Annotated in this window: 17 protein-coding genes; all 17 read right to left on the reverse strand. The window is 48.5% G+C overall.

Translation table 11 applies throughout. The features are described 5' to 3' along the window. Nucleotides 1-2: 2 nt before the first annotated feature. Entirely contained in the window at nt 3-671 is a 669-nt protein-coding gene (gene rpsC, locus IEY46_RS34530; protein WP_189000467.1) for a 30S ribosomal protein S3, read from the reverse strand. 13 nt (nt 672-684) lie between these two features. Continuing rightward, nucleotides 685-1,020: a 50S ribosomal protein L22 gene (gene rplV, locus IEY46_RS34535; RefSeq protein ID WP_189000469.1), complete on the reverse strand. Its 336-nt coding sequence runs from the start codon at nt 1,018-1,020 to the stop codon at nt 685-687. Between the two features lie 44 nt (nt 1,021-1,064). Next, entirely contained in the window at nt 1,065-1,346 is a 282-nt protein-coding gene (gene rpsS / locus IEY46_RS34540) for a 30S ribosomal protein S19 (RefSeq protein WP_189000472.1), read from the reverse strand. 68 nt (nt 1,347-1,414) lie between these two features. Next, nucleotides 1,415-2,245, reverse strand: coding sequence for a 50S ribosomal protein L2 (gene rplB, locus IEY46_RS34545; RefSeq protein ID WP_189000475.1), 831 nt, complete (start codon nt 2,243-2,245; stop codon nt 1,415-1,417). A gap of 75 nt (nt 2,246-2,320) precedes the next feature. Further along, the gene (gene rplW, locus IEY46_RS34550) at nt 2,321-2,611 is read right to left on the reverse strand and encodes a 50S ribosomal protein L23 (protein WP_189000478.1); all 291 of its coding nucleotides are present in this window, start codon (nt 2,609-2,611) and stop codon (nt 2,321-2,323) included. Then, on the reverse strand, nt 2,611-3,234 hold the full coding sequence (gene rplD, locus IEY46_RS34555; RefSeq protein WP_189000481.1) for a 50S ribosomal protein L4: 624 nt from the start codon (nt 3,232-3,234) through the stop codon (nt 2,611-2,613). The genes rplW and rplD overlap by 1 nt, the downstream gene beginning before the upstream one ends. A gap of 29 nt (nt 3,235-3,263) precedes the next feature. Further along, nucleotides 3,264-3,887 carry a 50S ribosomal protein L3 gene (rplC, locus tag IEY46_RS34560; protein WP_189000485.1) on the reverse strand — a complete coding sequence of 208 codons (624 nt, stop codon included), beginning with the start codon at nt 3,885-3,887 and terminating at the stop codon, nt 3,264-3,266. A 41-nt stretch (nt 3,888-3,928) separates the two neighbouring features. Next, nucleotides 3,929-4,237 (reverse strand): 30S ribosomal protein S10, encoded by a 309-nt coding sequence (gene rpsJ / locus IEY46_RS34565; protein WP_005544556.1) that lies wholly within the window; start codon nt 4,235-4,237, stop codon nt 3,929-3,931. A 395-nt stretch (nt 4,238-4,632) separates the two neighbouring features. Then, nucleotides 4,633-5,823, reverse strand: coding sequence for an elongation factor Tu (gene tuf / locus IEY46_RS34570; RefSeq protein ID WP_189000488.1), 1,191 nt, complete (start codon nt 5,821-5,823; stop codon nt 4,633-4,635). 125 nt (nt 5,824-5,948) lie between these two features. Next, entirely contained in the window at nt 5,949-8,024 is a 2,076-nt protein-coding gene (gene fusA / locus IEY46_RS34575) for an elongation factor G (RefSeq protein ID WP_189000491.1), read from the reverse strand. 29 nt (nt 8,025-8,053) lie between these two features. Next, nucleotides 8,054-8,524, reverse strand: coding sequence for a 30S ribosomal protein S7 (rpsG, locus tag IEY46_RS34580; RefSeq protein WP_189000494.1), 471 nt, complete (start codon nt 8,522-8,524; stop codon nt 8,054-8,056). 54 nt (nt 8,525-8,578) lie between these two features. Beyond that, a complete protein-coding gene (gene rpsL, locus IEY46_RS34585; protein WP_189000497.1) occupies nt 8,579-8,998 on the reverse strand; it encodes a 30S ribosomal protein S12 in 420 nt (139 codons plus the stop codon). 133 nt (nt 8,999-9,131) lie between these two features. Further along, nucleotides 9,132-9,362: a ribosomal L7Ae/L30e/S12e/Gadd45 family protein gene (locus IEY46_RS34590; protein WP_189000499.1), complete on the reverse strand. Its 231-nt coding sequence runs from the start codon at nt 9,360-9,362 to the stop codon at nt 9,132-9,134. Between the two features lie 286 nt (nt 9,363-9,648). Then, a complete protein-coding gene (gene rpoC / locus IEY46_RS34595; protein ID WP_189000503.1) occupies nt 9,649-13,272 on the reverse strand; it encodes a DNA-directed RNA polymerase subunit beta' in 3,624 nt (1,207 codons plus the stop codon). A 146-nt stretch (nt 13,273-13,418) separates the two neighbouring features. After that, nucleotides 13,419-16,982, reverse strand: coding sequence for a DNA-directed RNA polymerase subunit beta (rpoB, locus tag IEY46_RS34600; RefSeq protein ID WP_189000506.1), 3,564 nt, complete (start codon nt 16,980-16,982; stop codon nt 13,419-13,421). Nucleotides 16,983-17,402: 420 nt separating this feature from the next. Continuing rightward, nucleotides 17,403-18,008: a class I SAM-dependent methyltransferase gene (locus IEY46_RS34605; protein ID WP_189000509.1), complete on the reverse strand. Its 606-nt coding sequence runs from the start codon at nt 18,006-18,008 to the stop codon at nt 17,403-17,405. 199 nt (nt 18,009-18,207) lie between these two features. Further along, entirely contained in the window at nt 18,208-18,570 is a 363-nt protein-coding gene (gene rplL / locus IEY46_RS34610) for a 50S ribosomal protein L7/L12 (RefSeq protein WP_189000512.1), read from the reverse strand. Between the last annotated feature and the right edge of the window lie 71 nt (nt 18,571-18,641).

An 18,641-nucleotide genomic window follows, 5' to 3' on the forward strand; every position in this document is an offset into this window, starting at 1 on the left:
GATTAGTTGCCTCCTTCCTGGGGAGCAGCAGCTTTCTTCTTCGTAGGAAGGATTTCGCCACGATAGATCCATACTTTTACGCCGATCAGGCCATAAGTAGTATGGGCTTCAGCTGTACCATAGTCAATATCCGCACGAAGCGTATGAAGAGGTACTGTGCCTTCGCTGTATCCTTCCGAACGCGCAATTTCTGCACCGCCCAGACGACCGCTGACTGCTGTTTTAATTCCTTTTGCTCCGGAACGAATCGTCCGTTGAATCGATTGTTTCATTGCACGACGGAACGACACACGACGCTCAAGCTGTTGTGCAATGCTCTCTGCAACAAGAATCGCATCCAATTCGGGATGTTTGATCTCGGAGATGTTGATGTGAATTTTTTTGCCTTTAGCGATTTTAGCAAGTTCGGAGCGAAGGTTCTCAACCTCGGAGCCGCCTTTACCAATAACCATACCAGGCTTGGCAGTATAGATTGTTACGTTAACGCGATTTGCAGCACGCTCGATTTCAAAGCGGGATACAGCCGCGTCTCTCAATTTGTTCTTGAGATACTCACGGATTTTAACATCTTCCATAAGCAGCTCGCCGAAATCCTTGCCTGCGAACCATTTGGATTCCCAGTCACGGATAATACCGATACGTAGACCAACCGGATTTACCTTTTGTCCCACACGTTGTCCCTCCTTATTTTTCGGATACCACCAATGTAATGTGGCTGGTTCTTTTATTAATCCGACTTGCACGACCCATGGCGCGCGGACGGAAACGTTTCATTGTTGGCCCTTGGTTAACAAAAACCTGAGCGACGACCAGTTTGTTAATGTCCAACTGGTAGTTGTGCTCCGCATTTGCAATAGCGGAGTTAAGCAGCTTCTCCACGATTGGGGAAGCGGATTTTGGCGTATGACGCAAAATCGCAATTGCTTCGCCGACTTGCTTGCCGCGAATCAAATCCACAACCAGCTGTGCTTTGCGAGGTGCAATGCGGACGTGATTAGCGCTCGCTTTAGCTTCTTGCATGGTTGAACCTCCTCTCGATCGATCATCCAAAAACTTGTTATTGATTAACGACGGCCTGTCTTCTTGTCGTCGTCACCATGGCCTTTATATACACGCGTCGGTGCAAACTCACCGAGTTTGTGACCAACCATATCTTCCGTTACATAAACCGGCACATGCTTACGACCGTCATAAACAGCGAATGTATGTCCGATGAATTGTGGGAAAATAGTAGAACGGCGAGACCACGTTTTAACAACCGTTTTCTTGTCCGCTTCATTCAGCACTTCAACTTTTTTGAGCAGGTAACCGTCAATAAACGGTCCTTTTTTCAAACTGCGACCCATAGATGATCCTCCCTTCACGCTGGCTTTGCGTGACGCACCCGCGTCACGCGGCGGCGCTCATGCACCTATTACTTCGTACGGCCACGAACAATATACTGGCTTGATGCTTTTTTCTTCTTACGCGTTTTGTAGCCAAGGGTTGGCTTGCCCCAAGGAGACATTGGCGATTTACGACCGATTGGAGCGCGGCCTTCACCACCACCATGCGGGTGATCGTTCGGGTTCATAACTACGCCACGCACTTCAGGACGTTTGCCGAGCCAACGGGAACGGCCGGCTTTACCGATTTTCACGAGCTCGTGATCTTCGTTGCCAACAGAACCGATTGTTGCACGGCAGGTTTTCAGAATGCGGCGAACTTCACCAGAGGACAAACGGATAACCGCATAGTTGTCTTCTTTACCGAGAAGCTGAGCTTCTGTACCAGCGGCACGAACCAGCTGTCCGCCTTTGCCAGGCTTCATCTCGATATTGTGGATAACTGTACCAACCGGAATGTTTTCCAGGGGCAGTGCGTTACCGATTTTGATATCTGCGTCTGCGCCTGACACGATTTTAGTGCCGACTTTCAGACCTTTTGGAGCAATGATGTAGCTTTTTGCGCCATCCACATAGTGGATAAGTGCGATGTTCGAGGTACGGTTCGGATCGTATTCGATCGTTGCAACATTACCTACGATACCATCTTTGTTACGTTTAAAGTCGATGATCCGGTATTTACGTTTATGGCCGCCACCATGGTGACGAACCGTGATTTTGCCTTGATTATTGCGTCCGGCTTTTTTGAAAAGCGGAGCAAGCAGCGATTTCTCCGGTGTGCTTGTCGTGATTTCTTCGAACGTCGAAACAGACATATTACGACGAGCCGGAGATGTCGGTTTATACTTCTTGACTGGCACTTCGATTCCCTCCTTAACCGTTATGTTACGGCATAGCTGATTGCTGGAGGCTCGTTAAAGCCTCTGCCTGTTCTATTATACCGTTTCAAAAAATTCCAGTTCATTGCTTTCTGCGCTCAATTGCACAATTGCCTTCTTCCACTCGGATGTATATCCGCTGTGGCGGCCTTGGCGTTTCGGTTTACCCGGTACGCGCATCGTGTTTACGCTGGAAACTTTGACTTTGAAAATTTGTTGAATGGCATCTTTGATTTCCGTTTTGTTCGCGCGAATATCCACTTCGAACACATAACGTTTATTTGCCATAAAGTCACTTGTTTGTTCCGTGATAATCGGGCGCTTGATAATATCGCGTGGATTTTTCATTACGCAAGCACCTCCTGTACTTTCTCAACTGCTTCTTTAGTAATAATCAGTTTGTCATAGGTCATGACATCCAGAACATTAATGCCATCGGCTGCAACGAATTTGATGCCCGGAATGTTACGAGCGGACAATGCTACATTGTCCTCATAAGTTGCCGTTACAACAAGTGCTTTGCGAGCGACTTTGAGGTTGCCCAGAATGGCGGTAAATTCTTTTGTTTTCGGCTGAGCAAATGCCAGCTGATCCAGAACAATGATGTCATTGTCGATCACTTTCGAAGACAAAGCCGATTTGATTGCCAGACGGCGAACCTTCTTCGGCAGTTTGAAGCTGTAGCTGCGAGGTGTCGGTCCAAAAACCGTACCGCCGCCAACCCATTGTGGCGAGCGCGTGCTACCTTGACGAGCGCGGCCCGTACCTTTTTGTTTCCAAGGCTTACGACCGCCGCCACGTACTTCAGAGCGGCCCTTCGTCTTGTGCGTGCCTCTGCGAACCGAAGCTTGCTGAAGCAGTACTGCACTGTGCAGGACGTGAACGTTAGGTTGGATTCCGAAAATCGTTTCCGACAATTCGATATCGCCAACTTGCGATCCATTCACGCTAAAAATTGCTACTTTCGGCATTTCATGTTCCTCCTTTCTTAGACGGTTATTTATTTCTTAACGGTAAGTTTTACTTTTACAAAGCTATTTTTAGGTCCAGGAATGGAGCCTTTAATGAGCAGAACATTACGTTCGGCATCGACACGCACGACTTCAAGATTCTGAATCGTGATCGTTTCGCTACCCATGTGACCTGGAAGGCGTTTGCCCTTCGGTACACGGTTCGCTTGAATCGATCCCATCGAACCTGGTCCACGGTGGTAACGCGATCCGTGAGACATCGGTCCGCGGGTTTGGCCCCAACGTTTGATACTACCTTGGAATCCTTTACCTTTGGAAATACCTGTTACGTCAACAAACTCGCCTGCGGCGAACAAGTCAGCTTTCAATTGCTGGCCAACTTCATATTCGCCCATGTTAATGCCGCGAATTTCACGAACGTAGCGCTTAGGAGCCGAATCGGCTTTTTTAGCGTGGCCGATCTCCGGCTTTGTCGCTCTTTTTTCTTTTTTGTCTGAGAAACCAAGTTGTACCGCTTCATAGCCGTCATTTTCTTGGTCCTTCTTCTGTAGAACAACACAAGGTCCTGCTTCGATAACCGTAACCGCAATTACGTTACCTTCAGGAGTAAACACTTGCGTCATACCAAGTTTTTTACCTAAGATACCTTTCATGTTGACACCTCATTTCCTCTCTTGTTTCCGTTATGCAAAAATTACAATTTGATTTCAATATCGACACCGGATGGCAGATCTAAGCGCATCAATGCATCGACCGTTTGCGGCGTTGGGTTGACAATGTCGATCAAACGCTTGTGAGTGCGCATTTCGAATTGTTCCCTTGAATCCTTGTACTTGTGTACCGCACGCAGAATGGTGATGATTTGCTTCTCTGTCGGAAGCGGAATCGGCCCAGATACACCTGCCCCGGAACGTTTCGCAGTTTCTACGATTTTCTCCGCAGACTGGTCAAGAATCCTGTGATCGTACGCTTTTAAACGAATACGAATCTTTTGCTTTGCCATATAAGTCCCTCCTTCTATCGCCCAATTTAGTATCGGACATACTCCACGAGAAAAACCCGCCACGCCCCTCATGGCAAAGGAGCCGTGTGTGTCGGCAACCTCTCGCATCATCGCAACGTCGCAGACCAACGCTCACTATTATATCTTAACTGGTAGGCGAATGCAACATTAATTTCACATAATGTATTACACCAATTGAGCACTATAAAACGCTTCTATTATATAGTATTGATCTGAGGCCCACCACGAATTGGATTAGCAAGTTGCCTCCTATGTCTGATAGTGGACCTTCGAGTTGTTTGGTCCTCCATTTATCCAGCTGTGGATAAATAAATAAAAGCCCTCACCGAAGTGAGGGCTTTGGATTAAAGCGATGCGGCTGATGCCGCACTGCCTTATTTTTGGATGCTTGCCACTGCGCCGGCGCCAACAGTACGGCCGCCTTCACGAATGGAGAAGCGAGTTCCATCTTCCAGAGCGATTGGAGCAATCAGCTCAACGGTTACGGTGATGTTATCACCAGGCATAACCATTTCAGCGCCTTCTGGAAGGTTGATGATGCCCGTTACGTCCGTTGTACGGAAGTAGAATTGTGGACGGTAGCCTGTGAAGAAAGGCTTGTGGCGTCCACCCTCTTCTTTAGTCAGAACGTAGATTTGTGCAGTGAAGTTTGTGTGTGGTTTAACCGAACCCGGTTTAGCCAATACTTGTCCACGCTCAATATCTTTACGCTCAACACCACGAAGCAGTGCGCCGATGTTGTCGCCAGCTTGAGCAGAGTCAAGCAATTTACGGAACATTTCAACGCCCGTAACAACACATTTGCGGGATTCTTCAGCAAGACCGATGATTTCAATCTCATCGGATACTTTAACAACGCCACGCTCTACACGGCCAGTTGCAACTGTACCACGGCCTGTGATTGTGAATACATCCTCAACCGGCATAAGGAACGGTTTGGATACGTCACGCTCAGGAGTAGGGATGTACGTGTCAACTTGCTCGAACAGTTCAATGATTTTGTCAGCCCAAGGGCCATCCGGATTAGCAAGAGCTTCACGAGCTGCGCCGCGGATGATTGGAGTATCGTCACCTGGGAACTCATATTCATTAAGAAGGTCGCGAACTTCCATCTCAACAAGCTCCAGGAGCTCTTCGTCTTCAACCATGTCGCATTTGTTCAGGAATACTACGATGTAAGGAACACCAACTTGGCGGGAGAGCAGAATGTGCTCGCGCGTTTGCGGCATAGGACCGTCAGATGCGGACACAACGAGGATTGCTCCATCCATTTGTGCTGCTCCTGTGATCATGTTCTTAACATAGTCGGCGTGACCAGGACAGTCAACGTGAGCATAGTGACGAGTTGGTGTTTCGTACTCAACGTGAGATGTTGAGATTGTGATACCGCGCTCGCGCTCTTCCGGTGCTTTATCGATTTGATCAAATGCAATTGCGGAACCACCATATCTTTTGGAAAGAACGGTCGTGATGGCAGCCGTCAACGTTGTTTTACCATGGTCAACGTGACCGATTGTACCGATATTAACGTGCGGTTTATTACGTTCAAATTTTGCCTTAGCCATTGAACTAATTCCTCCTTAATATGAAAAGATTGTATATGTGATCGGCCGTCATGCACCAGCCGGCTGGCTGATCATCATTTTGGCCAATGTACAACTTATTGGACACCCGTTATATTGCTTTCCAACTAGGCGCCTTTGGATTTGGAGATAATCTCTTCCGAGATCGATTTCGGTACTTCTTCATAGTGCGAAAGCTCCATGGAGAATACACCACGGCCTTGTGTACCTGAACGCAATGTTGTGGAATATCCAAACATTTCGGATAGAGGCACCTTGGCACGAATGATAAGCGCACCATGACGGGTGTCCGATCCCTCGATACGGCCGCGACGGGAGCTAAGCATTCCCATTACATCGCCCATATATTCTTCAGGAACGGTAACTTCAACTTTCATGATAGGCTCAAGCAGAACTGGACTACATTTTTCTTTAGCAGCCTTAAGCGCCATTGAACCGGCAATTTTAAACGCCATCTCCGAGGAGTCAACGTCATGGTAAGAACCGTCAACGACAACCGCTTTGATGTCAACAAGCGGGAAGCCTGCAAGAACACCAGTCTTCATTGTTTCTTCGATACCAGCTTGAACAGGTCCAATATATTCCCGCGGAATGGAACCACCCACGGTTTTGTTTTCAAAGATGAAACCTGTACCTGGCTCAAGCGGCGAGAATTCAACCCAGCAATGTCCGTATTGACCACGGCCACCTGATTGACGAACGAATTTACCTTCGACCCTAGCAGGCACACGGAAAGTTTCACGGTAAGCAACTTGCGGTTTACCGACATTCGTTTCGACTTTGAATTCGCGAAGCATACGGTCGACGAGGACTTCAAGGTGAAGCTCGCCCATGCCTGCAATGATCGTTTGACCGGTTTCTTCATCCGTGTGGGCACGGAATGTAGGATCTTCCTCGGAGAGCTTCTGAAGAGCGATACCCATTTTATCCTGGTCGGCTTTCGTTTTAGGCTCAACCGCGAGCTGGATAACCGGCTCAGGGAAGTTCATCGATTCCAGAATAACCGGGTTTTTCTCATCACAAAGCGTGTCGCCCGTTGTTGTATCTTTCAATCCTACCGCTGCCGCGATATCACCGGAGTAAACTTCGCTGATCTCTTGACGCGTATTGGCGTGCATCTGAAGGATACGTCCAATCCGCTCGCGTTTGCCTTTCGTTGCATTCACAACGTAAGATCCGGAATGCAATACGCCGGAGTATACGCGGAAGAACGTCAGTTTACCTACAAACGGGTCAGTCATGATTTTGAAGGCCAATGCCGAGAAAGGCGCTTCGTCGGAAGACTTGCGGATCGTCTCTGTGCCATCATCAAGGTGACCCTTGATATCCGGTACATCGATCGGAGCTGGCAGGTAATCCACAACAGCATCAAGCATCAGTTGAACGCCTTTATTGCGGTACGAGGAACCACAAATTACCGGGAAAATCTTCACTTCGCAAACACCTTTGCGCAATGTAGCTTTCATTTCGGCAATGCTGATTTCTTCGCCTTCGAGATATTTCATCGTAAGCTCTTCATCGAGCTCAGCGATTTTCTCGACAAGCTCCAAACGAAGCTCTTCCACTTGTTCTTTATATTCTGCAGGTATTTCCATTTTCTCAGGGTCTTTGCCAAGATCATCTTTATATTTGTAAGCGACACGCTCAACCAGGTCGATTACCCCTATAAAGTCATTCTCAGCGCCCATTGGCAATTGAATAGCTACTGCATTTGCGTTAAGACGCAGGCGCATATCATTGATAACATTCAAATAGTCTGCACCAATGATATCCATTTTGTTGACGTAAGCAATACGCGGTACGTTATAACGGTCGGCTTGACGCCATACCGTTTCGGACTGCGGCTCAACGCCTTCTTTCGCACTGAAAACTCCAACAGCCCCGTCCAATACACGAAGGGAACGTTCGACTTCAACCGTGAAGTCAACGTGTCCCGGGGTGTCGATAATATTGATGCGGTGACCATTCCATTGAGCAGTTGTAGCAGCGGAAGTAATCGTAATTCCGCGCTCCTGTTCCTGCTCCATCCAGTCCATCGTAGCAGCACCTTCGTGCACTTCACCGATTTTGTGGGTACGGCCTGTATAGAACAGAATCCGCTCCGTCGTGGTTGTTTTACCAGCGTCAATATGCGCCATAATCCCAATATTACGCGTATTTTTCAAGGAGAACTCTCTTGCCATAATTTCGTCTCCTCCCGATTATGCGAATCCTACCAACGGTAGTGCGCGAATGCTTTATTCGCTTCAGCCATCTTGTGTGTATCTTCACGCTTTTTCACAGACGCACCCGTGTTGTTCGATGCATCGATGATTTCAGCAGCCAGACGCTCTTCCATCGTCTTCTCGCCGCGGTTTCGTGAATAGTTCACGAGCCAACGGAGACCAAGCGCTGTACGACGTTCTGGTTTAACTTCAATCGGTACTTGATAGTTCGAACCACCAACACGGCGGGCTTTTACTTCAAGTACAGGCATGATGTTTTTAATAGCCGCTTCAAAAACTTCCATCGGCTCCGAACCTGTGCGCTCGTTAATCAATTTGAAGGCATCATACAGAATGGTTGCGGCAACACCGCGTTTCCCATCAAGCATAATACGGTTAATTAGACGAGTTACCAGTTTGCTGTTATAAAGCGGATCCGGTAAAACGTCACGTTTTGTAACTGGACCTTTGCGTGGCATGTGCAGATCCCCCTTTCTTCAAGTTTTCATGAAATGACTTTCATAAATTAAATCTTATTTTTTCACTTTCGCGCGCTTCGTACCGTATTTGGAACGAGCTTGTTTACGATTGTTAACACCTGCAGTATCAAGTGCTCCGCGAACGATGTGATAACGTACACCCGGTAGATCTTTAACCCGGCCGCCACGAACCAATACGACGCTATGCTCCTGCAAGTTGTGACCGATACCACCGATATAAGCCGTAACCTCAACGCGGTTCGTCAAACGCACACGTGCGTATTTACGAAGAGCAGAGTTCGGTTTTTTTGGTGTCATTGTACCGACACGAGTACAAACACCACGTTTTTGAGGCGCACTGATGTTTGTTTCTTCACGTTTCAAAGCATTAAACCCTCTTTGAAGTGCTGGCGATTTCGATTTAACGACTTTCGCTTCGCGGCCCTTGCGGACTAGTTGGTTAATTGTTGGCATGCTGCCACCTCCTTCCCATGATAATAAACGGGACTAATATTTCGGCTTATTTAAGCCCACAGATCCAGGCGGTTCATAAAGAAACAAATGAAAGTTTCTGCCTCTTCTCTTTCAAGGCAAAAACGTTATTTCCTTATTCAATTTCTGGTATCACTGCCGCCATTGCAGCGCCGACCTCTATGCCGCAGGTTTCCCCGAGACCTTTCATCGTATCTACCCATGAGATAGGCACGCCAGCCGCCGTACAAAGCCGTACAATATCATCCTTCATTCGTGGATCTGTATCTTGCGCAACATAGACAAGAACGGCTTTGCCTTGCTCCACCATCTTAGTCGTCTGTTTACTGCCGATTATGAATTGCATGTCTTCCCTTCCTTTCAAGCCAAACCTATATGTTACTTCTCTATGAAAGAAACAAAATATCGGTTGGTTTAAATGCAGGGGTTATGCAAGTAGGCACACTTCGACATATTAGCATTTCAGGCCGCAGTATGTCAAGCTGCTGGGAAGATATTTTTTTCATATGCCCGGGATGCTTTGTTCCCATGCTGGAATCAGCGCAGAAAACGGCGGTGTTAACCTCCATGGAGGTTAACACCGCCGGTCCGCTACTGACCACTACGCGGGAAAACAGCCAATCAACTGATGATTAAGACTCAACCGGAACGATCTCATCCACTTGTTTCTCAGTTGATTCCACATCATCGTCATAACCTTTCAGGCGAATACCGCGGTAGCGCTGCATTCCCGTACCTGCTGGGATCAGCTTACCGATGATGACATTCTCTTTAAGTCCAAGCAACTGATCGACTTTTCCTTTTATCGCTGCATCCGTCAAGACACGAGTCGTCTCTTGGAAGGAAGCCGCAGACAGGAAGGAATCCGTCTCCAGTGAAGCTTTTGTAATCCCGAGCAGAACCGGTTTGGCAACCGCTGGCTCTCGTCCAGAGAGAAGGGCGTCGCGGTTGGCTGCTTCGTATTCGTGGATGTCAACGAACGCACCTGGAAGCAATGCCGTTTCACCTGCATCGACGATTCGGATTTTGCGCAGCATCTGCTTGATCATAACTTCAATATGCTTGTCGTTGATCTCAACGCCCTGGTTACGATAAACGCGTTGGACTTCCTGCAGAATATAGTTCTGCACACCGCGGATACCTTTGATGCGGAGCATATCCTTCGGATCGATCGAACCATCTGTCAGCTCGTCTCCCGCTTCAATATGCTTGCCTTTTGTAACACGAATACGCGAACCGTAGGTAACGGCATAAACCTTCGACTCCGCTTCACCCTGCACTTCAATCTCACGACGGTCCTTCGTCTCACGGATGTCCTTGATGACTCCATCGAGCTCGGAGATGATCGCTTGACCTTTCGGGTTACGCGCTTCGAACAACTCTTGAATACGCGGCAAACCTTGCGTGATATCATCGCCGGCAACACCGCCGGTGTGGAACGTACGCATCGTGAGCTGCGTTCCTGGCTCACCGATGGATTGTGCCGCAATGATACCAACTGCTTCACCGATTTCAACGAACTTACCTGTTGCCAGGTTGCGTCCGTAACAGATTTTGCATACGCCATGACGGGCGCGGCAGCTCAGAACTGAACGAATTTGCAGCTTCTCTACGCCAGCGGCAATAATTTCTTCCGCCTTGTTGGAGTCGATCAGCTCGTTGCGGTTCAAAATCACTTCACCCGTAGATGGATTGCGCACGGTTTCGAAGGAGTAACGCCCTTCAATACGGTCGTACAGATCCTCAATAACCTCTTTACCGTCTTGAATTTTGCTGACAGTAAAGCCTTTATCCGTCCCACAATCATCTTCACGAACAATCACATCCTGGGCCACATCAACCAGACGACGGGTCAAGTACCCCGAGTCAGCTGTACGAAGCGCCGTATCGGCAAGACCTTTCCGCGCTCCGTGAGTCGAGATAAAGTACTCGAGTACAGTAAGGCCTTCACGGAAATTCGATTTGATCGGCAATTCGATGATCCGTCCGGATGGATTCGCCATCAGTCCCCGCATACCGCCCAACTGGGTGATTTGCGATTTGTTACCCCGTGCTTTGGAATCCACCATGAGCATAATGGAATTGTAACGGTCCATTGATTTCATGAGCACTTCCGTGATGGTGTCCTTCGTTTTGCTCCAGATCTCAATAACCCGATCATACCGCTCTTCGTTCGTAATCAAACCACGACGGTACTGGTTGGATACCACCTTTACCTTCTCTTCCGATTCGTCCAGGATCACTTTCTTCTCATCCGGAACGATAACATCAGATACGGCTACAGTTATACCGGCACGTGTTGAATACGTAAAGCCAAGCTCTTTGATCCGGTCAAGAGTAACGGATGTTTTGGTCGTATGATATTGCCTGAAGCATTCCGCAATAATCAGACCGAGATACTCTTTTCCTACCGCACCCATTTGTGGAACTTCTTCCATAAATTTATGCAGATCGGTACCTTTTTCATAAACAAAATATCGGTCGGGCGTCCCCTGCAGCAAGTTGACTTTCGTCGGCTCATTGATATACGGGAACGTCTCCGGGAATATTTCATTGAAGATGATTTTACCAACTGTAGTAGAAATCAGAGATTTCTGCTGTGCTTCGGTGAAAATGGTTTTGTTCAGCACTTTAACCGGTATAAAGATACGCGCGTGAAGGGATACAATTCCACGCTGGTAAGCGGAAATCGCTTCGTTCACGGAAGCAAAGACAGAACCGCTCCCTTTGGCTTCTTTATTGTCCATAGTCAAGTAGTAGCTGCCCAGAACCATATCCTGTGAAGGCGTAACAACCGGCTTGCCGTCTTTCGGATTCAAAATGTTGCCCGATGCGAGCATAAGCAGGCGCGCTTCAGCTTGAGCTTCAGCAGAAAGCGGAACGTGGACGGCCATTTGGTCACCATCGAAATCCGCGTTATAGGCGGTACAAACGAGCGGGTGAAGCTTGATGGCGCGGCCTTCTACGAGAATCGGTTCAAAGGCCTGGATACCCAGTCTGTGAAGCGTAGGGGCACGGTTCAGAAGAACCGGGTGCTCCTTAATAACTTCCTCAAGGACATCCCATACCTCAGGGCTGACACGCTCAACTTTGCGTTTGGCGCTCTTGATATTATGAGCCAGCCCTTTATTGACCAGCTCTTTCATAACAAAAGGCTTAAACAGTTCAAGCGCCATTTCCTTCGGAAGTCCGCATTGGAACATCTTCAGACTTGGTCCGACAACGATAACGGAACGGCCGGAGTAATCGACACGTTTACCGAGCAAGTTCTGGCGGAAACGTCCTTGTTTACCTTTGAGCATATGGCTCAGCGATTTCAAAGGACGGTTACCCGGACCGGTTACCGGACGGCCGCGGCGGCCGTTGTCAATCAGTGCATCAACCGCTTCCTGAAGCATTCTTTTCTCGTTCTGCACGATGATATCCGGTGCACCCAGATCAAGCAGACGTTTCAGACGGTTGTTACGGTTAATAACACGGCGGTACAGGTCATTCAGATCAGAGGTGGCAAAACGTCCTCCATCCAGCTGCACCATGGGGCGAAGCTCAGGAGGAATAACCGGAAGAACATCAAGGATCATCCATTCCGGCATATTGCCGGAGTTACGGAATGCTTCGATAACTTCAAGGCGCTTGATCGCCCGGTTACGACGCTGGCCTTGTGCCGATCTCAGGTCTTCCTTCAATGTTTCCAGCTCGCGCTCCACATCGATATCCTGAAGTAGCTTCTTGACGGCTTCCGCGCCCATGCCCGCATGGAATCCATATCCGTATTTCTCGCGGTAGCTGCGGTATTCCTTCTCGGAGAGAAGCTGCTTTTTCTCAAGTGGCGTATCCCCTGGATCCGTTACAACATAAGATGCGAAATAGATAATTTCCTCGAGCGAACGAGGAGACATATCCAGGGCAAGCCCCATCCGGCTTGGAATCCCTTTGAAGTACCAGATATGCGATACAGGAGCAGCAAGCTCAATATGCCCCATACGCTCACGGCGTACCTTCGCACGCGTTACTTCGACGCCGCAGCGGTCGCATACCACGCCTTTATAACGAACCCGCTTGTATTTACCGCAATGACATTCCCAGTCCTTAGTCGGCCCGAAGATCTTCTCGCAGAAAAGCCCTTCTTTCTCCGGCTTCAATGTCCTGTAGTTGATCGTTTCCGGTTTTTTGACTTCTCCGCGGGACCAAGAGCGGATTTTATCCGGTGATGCCAAACCAATTTTCATATACTCGAAGTTGTTCACGTCCAACAAGGAGCAACCCTCCTTCTGTATGTTACGGCAATCAATTTGCCCGTTAAAGCCGGACCTGCCTGCTTAAGCACTGCTGACGAGGTCCGGCTCTGTAACGCCGTGAGACGCTAACGGCCTGTTATTAAACCGACTGGTACAAGAAACGTCTATTCTACGCCTACTTCCGTACCTTCAAGGTTCAGGTTCAGCTTATCGCTTTGTCCGTCATCCTCGTCGTCCATTTCCTTCATTTCGATCTCTTCTTCGTTCTCGCTCAGGATCTTCACGTCCATACCGAGACTTTGCAGCTCTTTAATGAGGACCTTGAACGATTCCGGAACTCCTGGCTCCGGCACATTCTCACCCTTGACAATAGACTCGTACGTTTTAACACGGCCGACCACGTCATCGGACTTAACAGTCAGAATCTCCTGAAGCGTATAGGCAGCACCGTAAGCCTCGAGCGCCCATACCTCCATCTCACCGAAACGCTGTCCGCCGAATTGAGCTTTACCTCCCAGAGGCTGCTGGGTAACAAGCGAGTAAGGACCTGTTGAACGGGCATGGATTTTATCGTCGACCATATGCGCCAGTTTGATCATATACATGACGCCAACCGTGACCTCACGCTCAAACTCCTCACCGGTACGTCCATCATAAAGAATGGTTTTACCATTACGCTGCATGCCGGCTTCTTCCATAGCATTAAACACGTCATCCTCACGCGCTCCATCGAAGACCGGAGTAGCAGCATGCATGCCGAGAATTTTACAGGCCATGCCCAAATGGACTTCCAGTACTTGCCCGATGTTCATCCGCGATGGTACGCCAAGCGGGTTGAGGACAACCTCTACAGGCGTGCCATCCGGCAGGAACGGCATATCCTCTTCCGGCAGAATGCGTGCGATAACCCCTTTGTTACCATGACGTCCGGCCATTTTGTCCCCTTCGGAAATTTTCCGTTTCTGGGCAATATAAGCACGAACGAGCTGATTAACGCCAGGCGGCAATTCGTCGCCATTCTCACGGGTGAACACTTTCACGTCCACAACAATACCATCCGTACCATGAGGTACCCGGAGACTGGTATCGCGTACTTCTCGGGCTTTCTCTCCGAAAATCGCGTGCAGCAATCGTTCCTCAGCGGTAAGCTCCGTTACCCCTTTAGGCGTCACTTTGCCGACCAGAATATCGCCTGCGCTGATTTCCGCACCGACGCGGATGATTCCACGCTCATCAAGATTGCGAAGCGCTTCTTCCCCTACGTTTGGAATATCGCGGGTGATTTCCTCCGGTCCAAGCTTGGTATCCCGCGCTTCAGACTCATATTCTTCAATGTGAATCGAAGTGTAGACATCCTCTTTAACAAGCTTCTCGCTAAGCAGGATGGCATCCTCGTAGTTATACCCTTCCCATGTCATGAACGCGACAACAACGTTTCGTCCAAGCGCCAATTCACCCATTTCCGTGGAAGGACCATCAGCCAGAATATCGCCTTTTTTCACCACATCGCCTTTACGGCAAAGCGGTCTCTGGTTAATACAGGTACCTTGGTTGGAACGCATGAATTTATGCAGCTTTTGTTTGATCAGATCGCCGGTAACCGGTTTGCCGTCAATCATCTCAACGCGGCGCAGCCAAATTTCATTGGCAGACACACGCTCGATGACACCGTCATATTTTGATACAATACAAACTCCGGAATCTTTAGCGGACTTATGCTCCATCCCCGTTCCGACAAGTGGTGATTTCGGAATGAGAAGTGGAACGGCTTGCCTCTGCATATTGGATCCCATGAGCGCACGGTTGGAGTCATCATTCTCAAGAAACGGAATCAGCGCCGTTGCAACGGAAACAACCTGTTTCGGCGAAACGTCCATATAGTCAACACGATCGGTCGGCATAGTCAGGATATTATCAGCCTGCTTGTTGTAGCGTACGATGACAGAGTCATCAGCAAACTTTCCGCCTTCGGTCAACTGCGCATTCGCTTGGGCAATGACATAGTTGTCTTCTTCATCGGCCGTCAGATACGCAATCTGCTCGGTTACGATAGCCGTCTTCGCATCTACCCAGCGGTATGGAGCTTCGATAAAGCCATACTCGTTGATTCGGGCAAAGCTCGACAGGGAGTTGATCAGCCCGATATTCGGTCCCTCCGGCGTTTCGATCGGACACATACGGCCATAGTGAGAATTATGAACGTCACGAACTTCAAATCCTGCGCGCTCCCTCGTCAAACCACCGGGGCCCAGCGCGGACAGACGGCGTTTATGCGTAAGCTCCGCAAGCGGGTTCGTCTGATCCATAAACTGTGACAGCTGAGACGATCCAAAGAACTCTTTAATCGATGCAATAACAGGACGTATGTTGATAAGCGCCTGAGGCGTAATCGCATTGGCATCCTGAATGGACATCCGTTCGCGAACCACACGTTCCATACGGGATAAGCCGATACGGAATTGGTTTTGCAGCAGTTCGCCTACCGAACGGAGTCTACGGTTACCCAGATGGTCAATATCATCCGTGCTGCCGACACCGTGGAGCAGGTCAATAAAGTAATTAATGGACGAAATAATATCCGCCGGCGTAATATGCTTCACAGCTTTATCAATCAAGCCATTCGCAATCACCTTAAGAACTTTTCCGTCATCATTAGGTGCGAATACACTTATAGTCTGTAGAGGAATACTATCTGCATCAAGCACGCCATTGGCAACATGGTAGGTCTTGAAGCCGACATTCTTCTCCAGATGAGGGATCAATTCATCAAGCAAGCGCCGGTCAATCATTTGTCCGGTTTCTGCCAGAATCTCACCCGTCGTCGGGTCTACAAGCGTCTCAGCCAACCGCTGATTAAACAGACGGTTTTTGATATGAAGCTTCTTGTTGATTTTGTACCGGCCAACATTAGCTAAATCATATCGTTTTGGATCAAAGAAACGCGCTACCAGCAAGCTCTTGGCATTGTCCAGCGTCGGCGGCTCGCCTGGACGAAGACGTTCGTAAATTTCGATAAGCGCCTTCTCGGTTGAATCCGTGTTGTCTTTATCCAGCGTGTTGCGGATATATTCGTCATGCCCGAGCAAATCCAGAATTTCCGCATCTGTGCCAAAACCTAATGAACGAAGAAGAACCGTAACCGGTATCTTCCGTGTCCGGTCGATCCGGACATAGACGATATCCTTCGCATCAGTTTCAAGCTCCAGCCATGCACCGCGGTTCGGAATCACCGTAGCCGTGTAGTTTTTCTTACCATTTTTGTCAACTTTCGTGCTGAAGTAGACGCTAGGTGAGCGAACCAATTGACTGACGATGACACGTTCCGCACCGTTGATTATGAACGTACCTGTCTCGGTCATGAGCGGAAAATCACCCATGAACACTTCTTGCTCTTTCACTTCGCCGGTTTCCTTGTTGATAAGCCGGACCTTAACCCGCAGCGGAGCCGCGTAAGTTACGTCGCGCTCTTTCGATTCATCGACCGAATATTTCGGTTCGCCCAGCGAATAATCGATGAATTCAAGCATCAAATTACCTGTAAAATCCTGAATCGGCGAGATATCCTGGAAAAGCTCAAGAAGATCCTTCTCCAAAAATTTCTCGTACGATTTTTGTTGGATTTCAATCAGGTTCGGAACTTCAAGCACCTCGCGAATACGAGCATAGCTTCTGCGCGTGCGTCGACCATACTGAACAAGTTGTCCTGCCAACTTAACCTCACCCCTCATGTCTGCTTCACAGAAAGTGAACGTAAATCCTTCCTAAATCACCGTGCTCAGCAGGCAAATTCTGTTGGAAACCAGCAAAAACCGACCGTTCGTCCTCTAGGGGACGGCGATCTTGTGAACCTTTCATCTCCAGAAAGAAGGATTTCTCCAAACTTTCTCGAATGAATAAAGAAAAGCCCTTATCGAAAATTTCGAAAAAAGAGCATGTTTCCGTCAGCCGCTTCCCGGGTAAAAACACGGAAGGTCTCATATCAAGTAATTTTGCCCAAAAGATTAACATTTTATGTCAAATGCGCCCTTTTACTCTCATAAAATAGCGCTTGACATTTTAGTTGACTAAAGAGAAAGAGCCCATTTTAATACTGACATTTTATAATGATATCACATCAGTCAACCCAAGTCAACAAAATATTCATGTTGTCAGCCTGGTTTTTTTATGGACCGAAAAACCCGATACCCCTTGTCTTTGATCACTTCTTCCACATTGTCAAAGATACTCTCCAGCTTCGACTCAGCGGAAGGCGCCCCTTGCTTCTTCTGAATGACCACCCACATCGCTCCCCCGGGCTCAAGCAGCTTCGCGCCCTCCTCGAATATCCGGTGAACAACTGCCTTCCCAGCCCTGATCGGCGGATTGGTGATAATGGCATTAAACCTCCGGTCAAGAACCGCTTCGAATAGATCACTTTGCAAAACCGTGACATTATTCACATCGTTCAGCGTCGCATTCTCCAGAGCCAATGCTACTGCACGCTCATTAATATCGATCATCGTTACATGGCCCGCGTCCGCCACCAGAGCTGCCGAAATCCCGATCGGCCCATAACCGCATCCCACATCGAGTACTCTTGCATCCCGCTCCAGGTGCAGATTCTCTATTAGCACACGGCTACCATAATCGATACCTGTTTTGGAAAAAACGCCGGAATCCGTGATAAAGCGAAGCTTTCTTCCACGCATAACCGCTTCATGGATTTGGCGCTGATGTTTGACATCGGGGGTTTGTGTGAAGTAGTGATCCGACATGATTTCCCTCCACTCGTTAACCTGAAATTTTCCTGCAGATAAGAAGAAACAGCTGACACCTTCCTTTGCGGCGAAGCAATTCTCTTTACTTAGAAATATAAGCCTCGTACAGGTGAAAACGTATGTCCTCTTATATTTTCAATAAAACGAACCCCTTGAAGCCAAAGCCTCAAGGGGTCCGCTGCTATAAATAAGCGTATTACTTCACTTCTACGGAAGCGCCTGCTTCTTCAAGCTTCGCTTTAACCGCTTCTGCTTCTTCTTTAGCTACTTTTTCTTTAACTGGTTTTGGTGCGTTGTCAACAAGATCTTTCGCTTCTTTCAGGCCAAGACCTGTGATTTCGCGAACGACTTTGATAACGTTGATTTTGGATGCGCCAGCACCGTTAAGAACAACGTCGAATTCTGTTTGCTCAGCAGCTTCTGCAACTGCAGCTCCGCCGCCCATTGCTACTGGTGCAGCAGCGGTTACGCCGAATTCTTCTTCGATTGCTTTAACGAGATCGTTCAGTTCAAGAACGTTCATGCCTTTAATGGCTTCCAAGATTTGATCTTTACTCATGGTAGAACCTCCAAATGTTTTTTTTATTTTTTTGTTCCAATCATGCCAGTAGTGCTGCCCGGTTCAGCCGA

The organism is Paenibacillus nasutitermitis (assembly GCF_014641075.1).
Taxonomy (GTDB): Bacteria; Bacillota; Bacilli; order Paenibacillales; family Paenibacillaceae; genus Paenibacillus_Z; species Paenibacillus_Z nasutitermitis.

Coding starts and splice junctions, on each gene's coding strand:
- rplV (WP_189000469.1), bottom strand. CDS start 1,020: ATGCAAGAAGCTAAAGCGAGCGCTAATCACGTCCGCATTGCACCTCGC.
- rpsS (WP_189000472.1), bottom strand. CDS start 1,346: ATGGGTCGCAGTTTGAAAAAAGGACCGTTTATTGACGGTTACCTGCTC.
- rplW (WP_189000478.1), bottom strand. CDS start 2,611: ATGAAAAATCCACGCGATATTATCAAGCGCCCGATTATCACGGAACAA.
- rplD (WP_189000481.1), bottom strand. CDS start 3,234: ATGCCGAAAGTAGCAATTTTTAGCGTGAATGGATCGCAAGTTGGCGAT.
- rplC (WP_189000485.1), bottom strand. CDS start 3,887: ATGAAAGGTATCTTAGGTAAAAAACTTGGTATGACGCAAGTGTTTACT.
- rpsJ (WP_005544556.1), bottom strand. CDS start 4,237: ATGGCAAAGCAAAAGATTCGTATTCGTTTAAAAGCGTACGATCACAGG.
- tuf (WP_189000488.1), bottom strand. CDS start 5,823: ATGGCTAAGGCAAAATTTGAACGTAATAAACCGCACGTTAATATCGGT.
- fusA (WP_189000491.1), bottom strand. CDS start 8,024: ATGGCAAGAGAGTTCTCCTTGAAAAATACGCGTAATATTGGGATTATG.
- rpsG (WP_189000494.1), bottom strand. CDS start 8,524: ATGCCACGCAAAGGTCCAGTTACAAAACGTGACGTTTTACCGGATCCG.
- rpsL (WP_189000497.1), bottom strand. CDS start 8,998: ATGCCAACAATTAACCAACTAGTCCGCAAGGGCCGCGAAGCGAAAGTC.
- IEY46_RS34590 (WP_189000499.1), bottom strand. CDS start 9,362: ATGCAATTCATAATCGGCAGTAAACAGACGACTAAGATGGTGGAGCAA.
- rpoB (WP_189000506.1), bottom strand. CDS start 16,982: ATGAGGGGTGAGGTTAAGTTGGCAGGACAACTTGTTCAGTATGGTCGA.
- IEY46_RS34605 (WP_189000509.1), bottom strand. CDS start 18,008: ATGTCGGATCACTACTTCACACAAACCCCCGATGTCAAACATCAGCGC.
- rplL (WP_189000512.1), bottom strand. CDS start 18,570: ATGAGTAAAGATCAAATCTTGGAAGCCATTAAAGGCATGAACGTTCTT.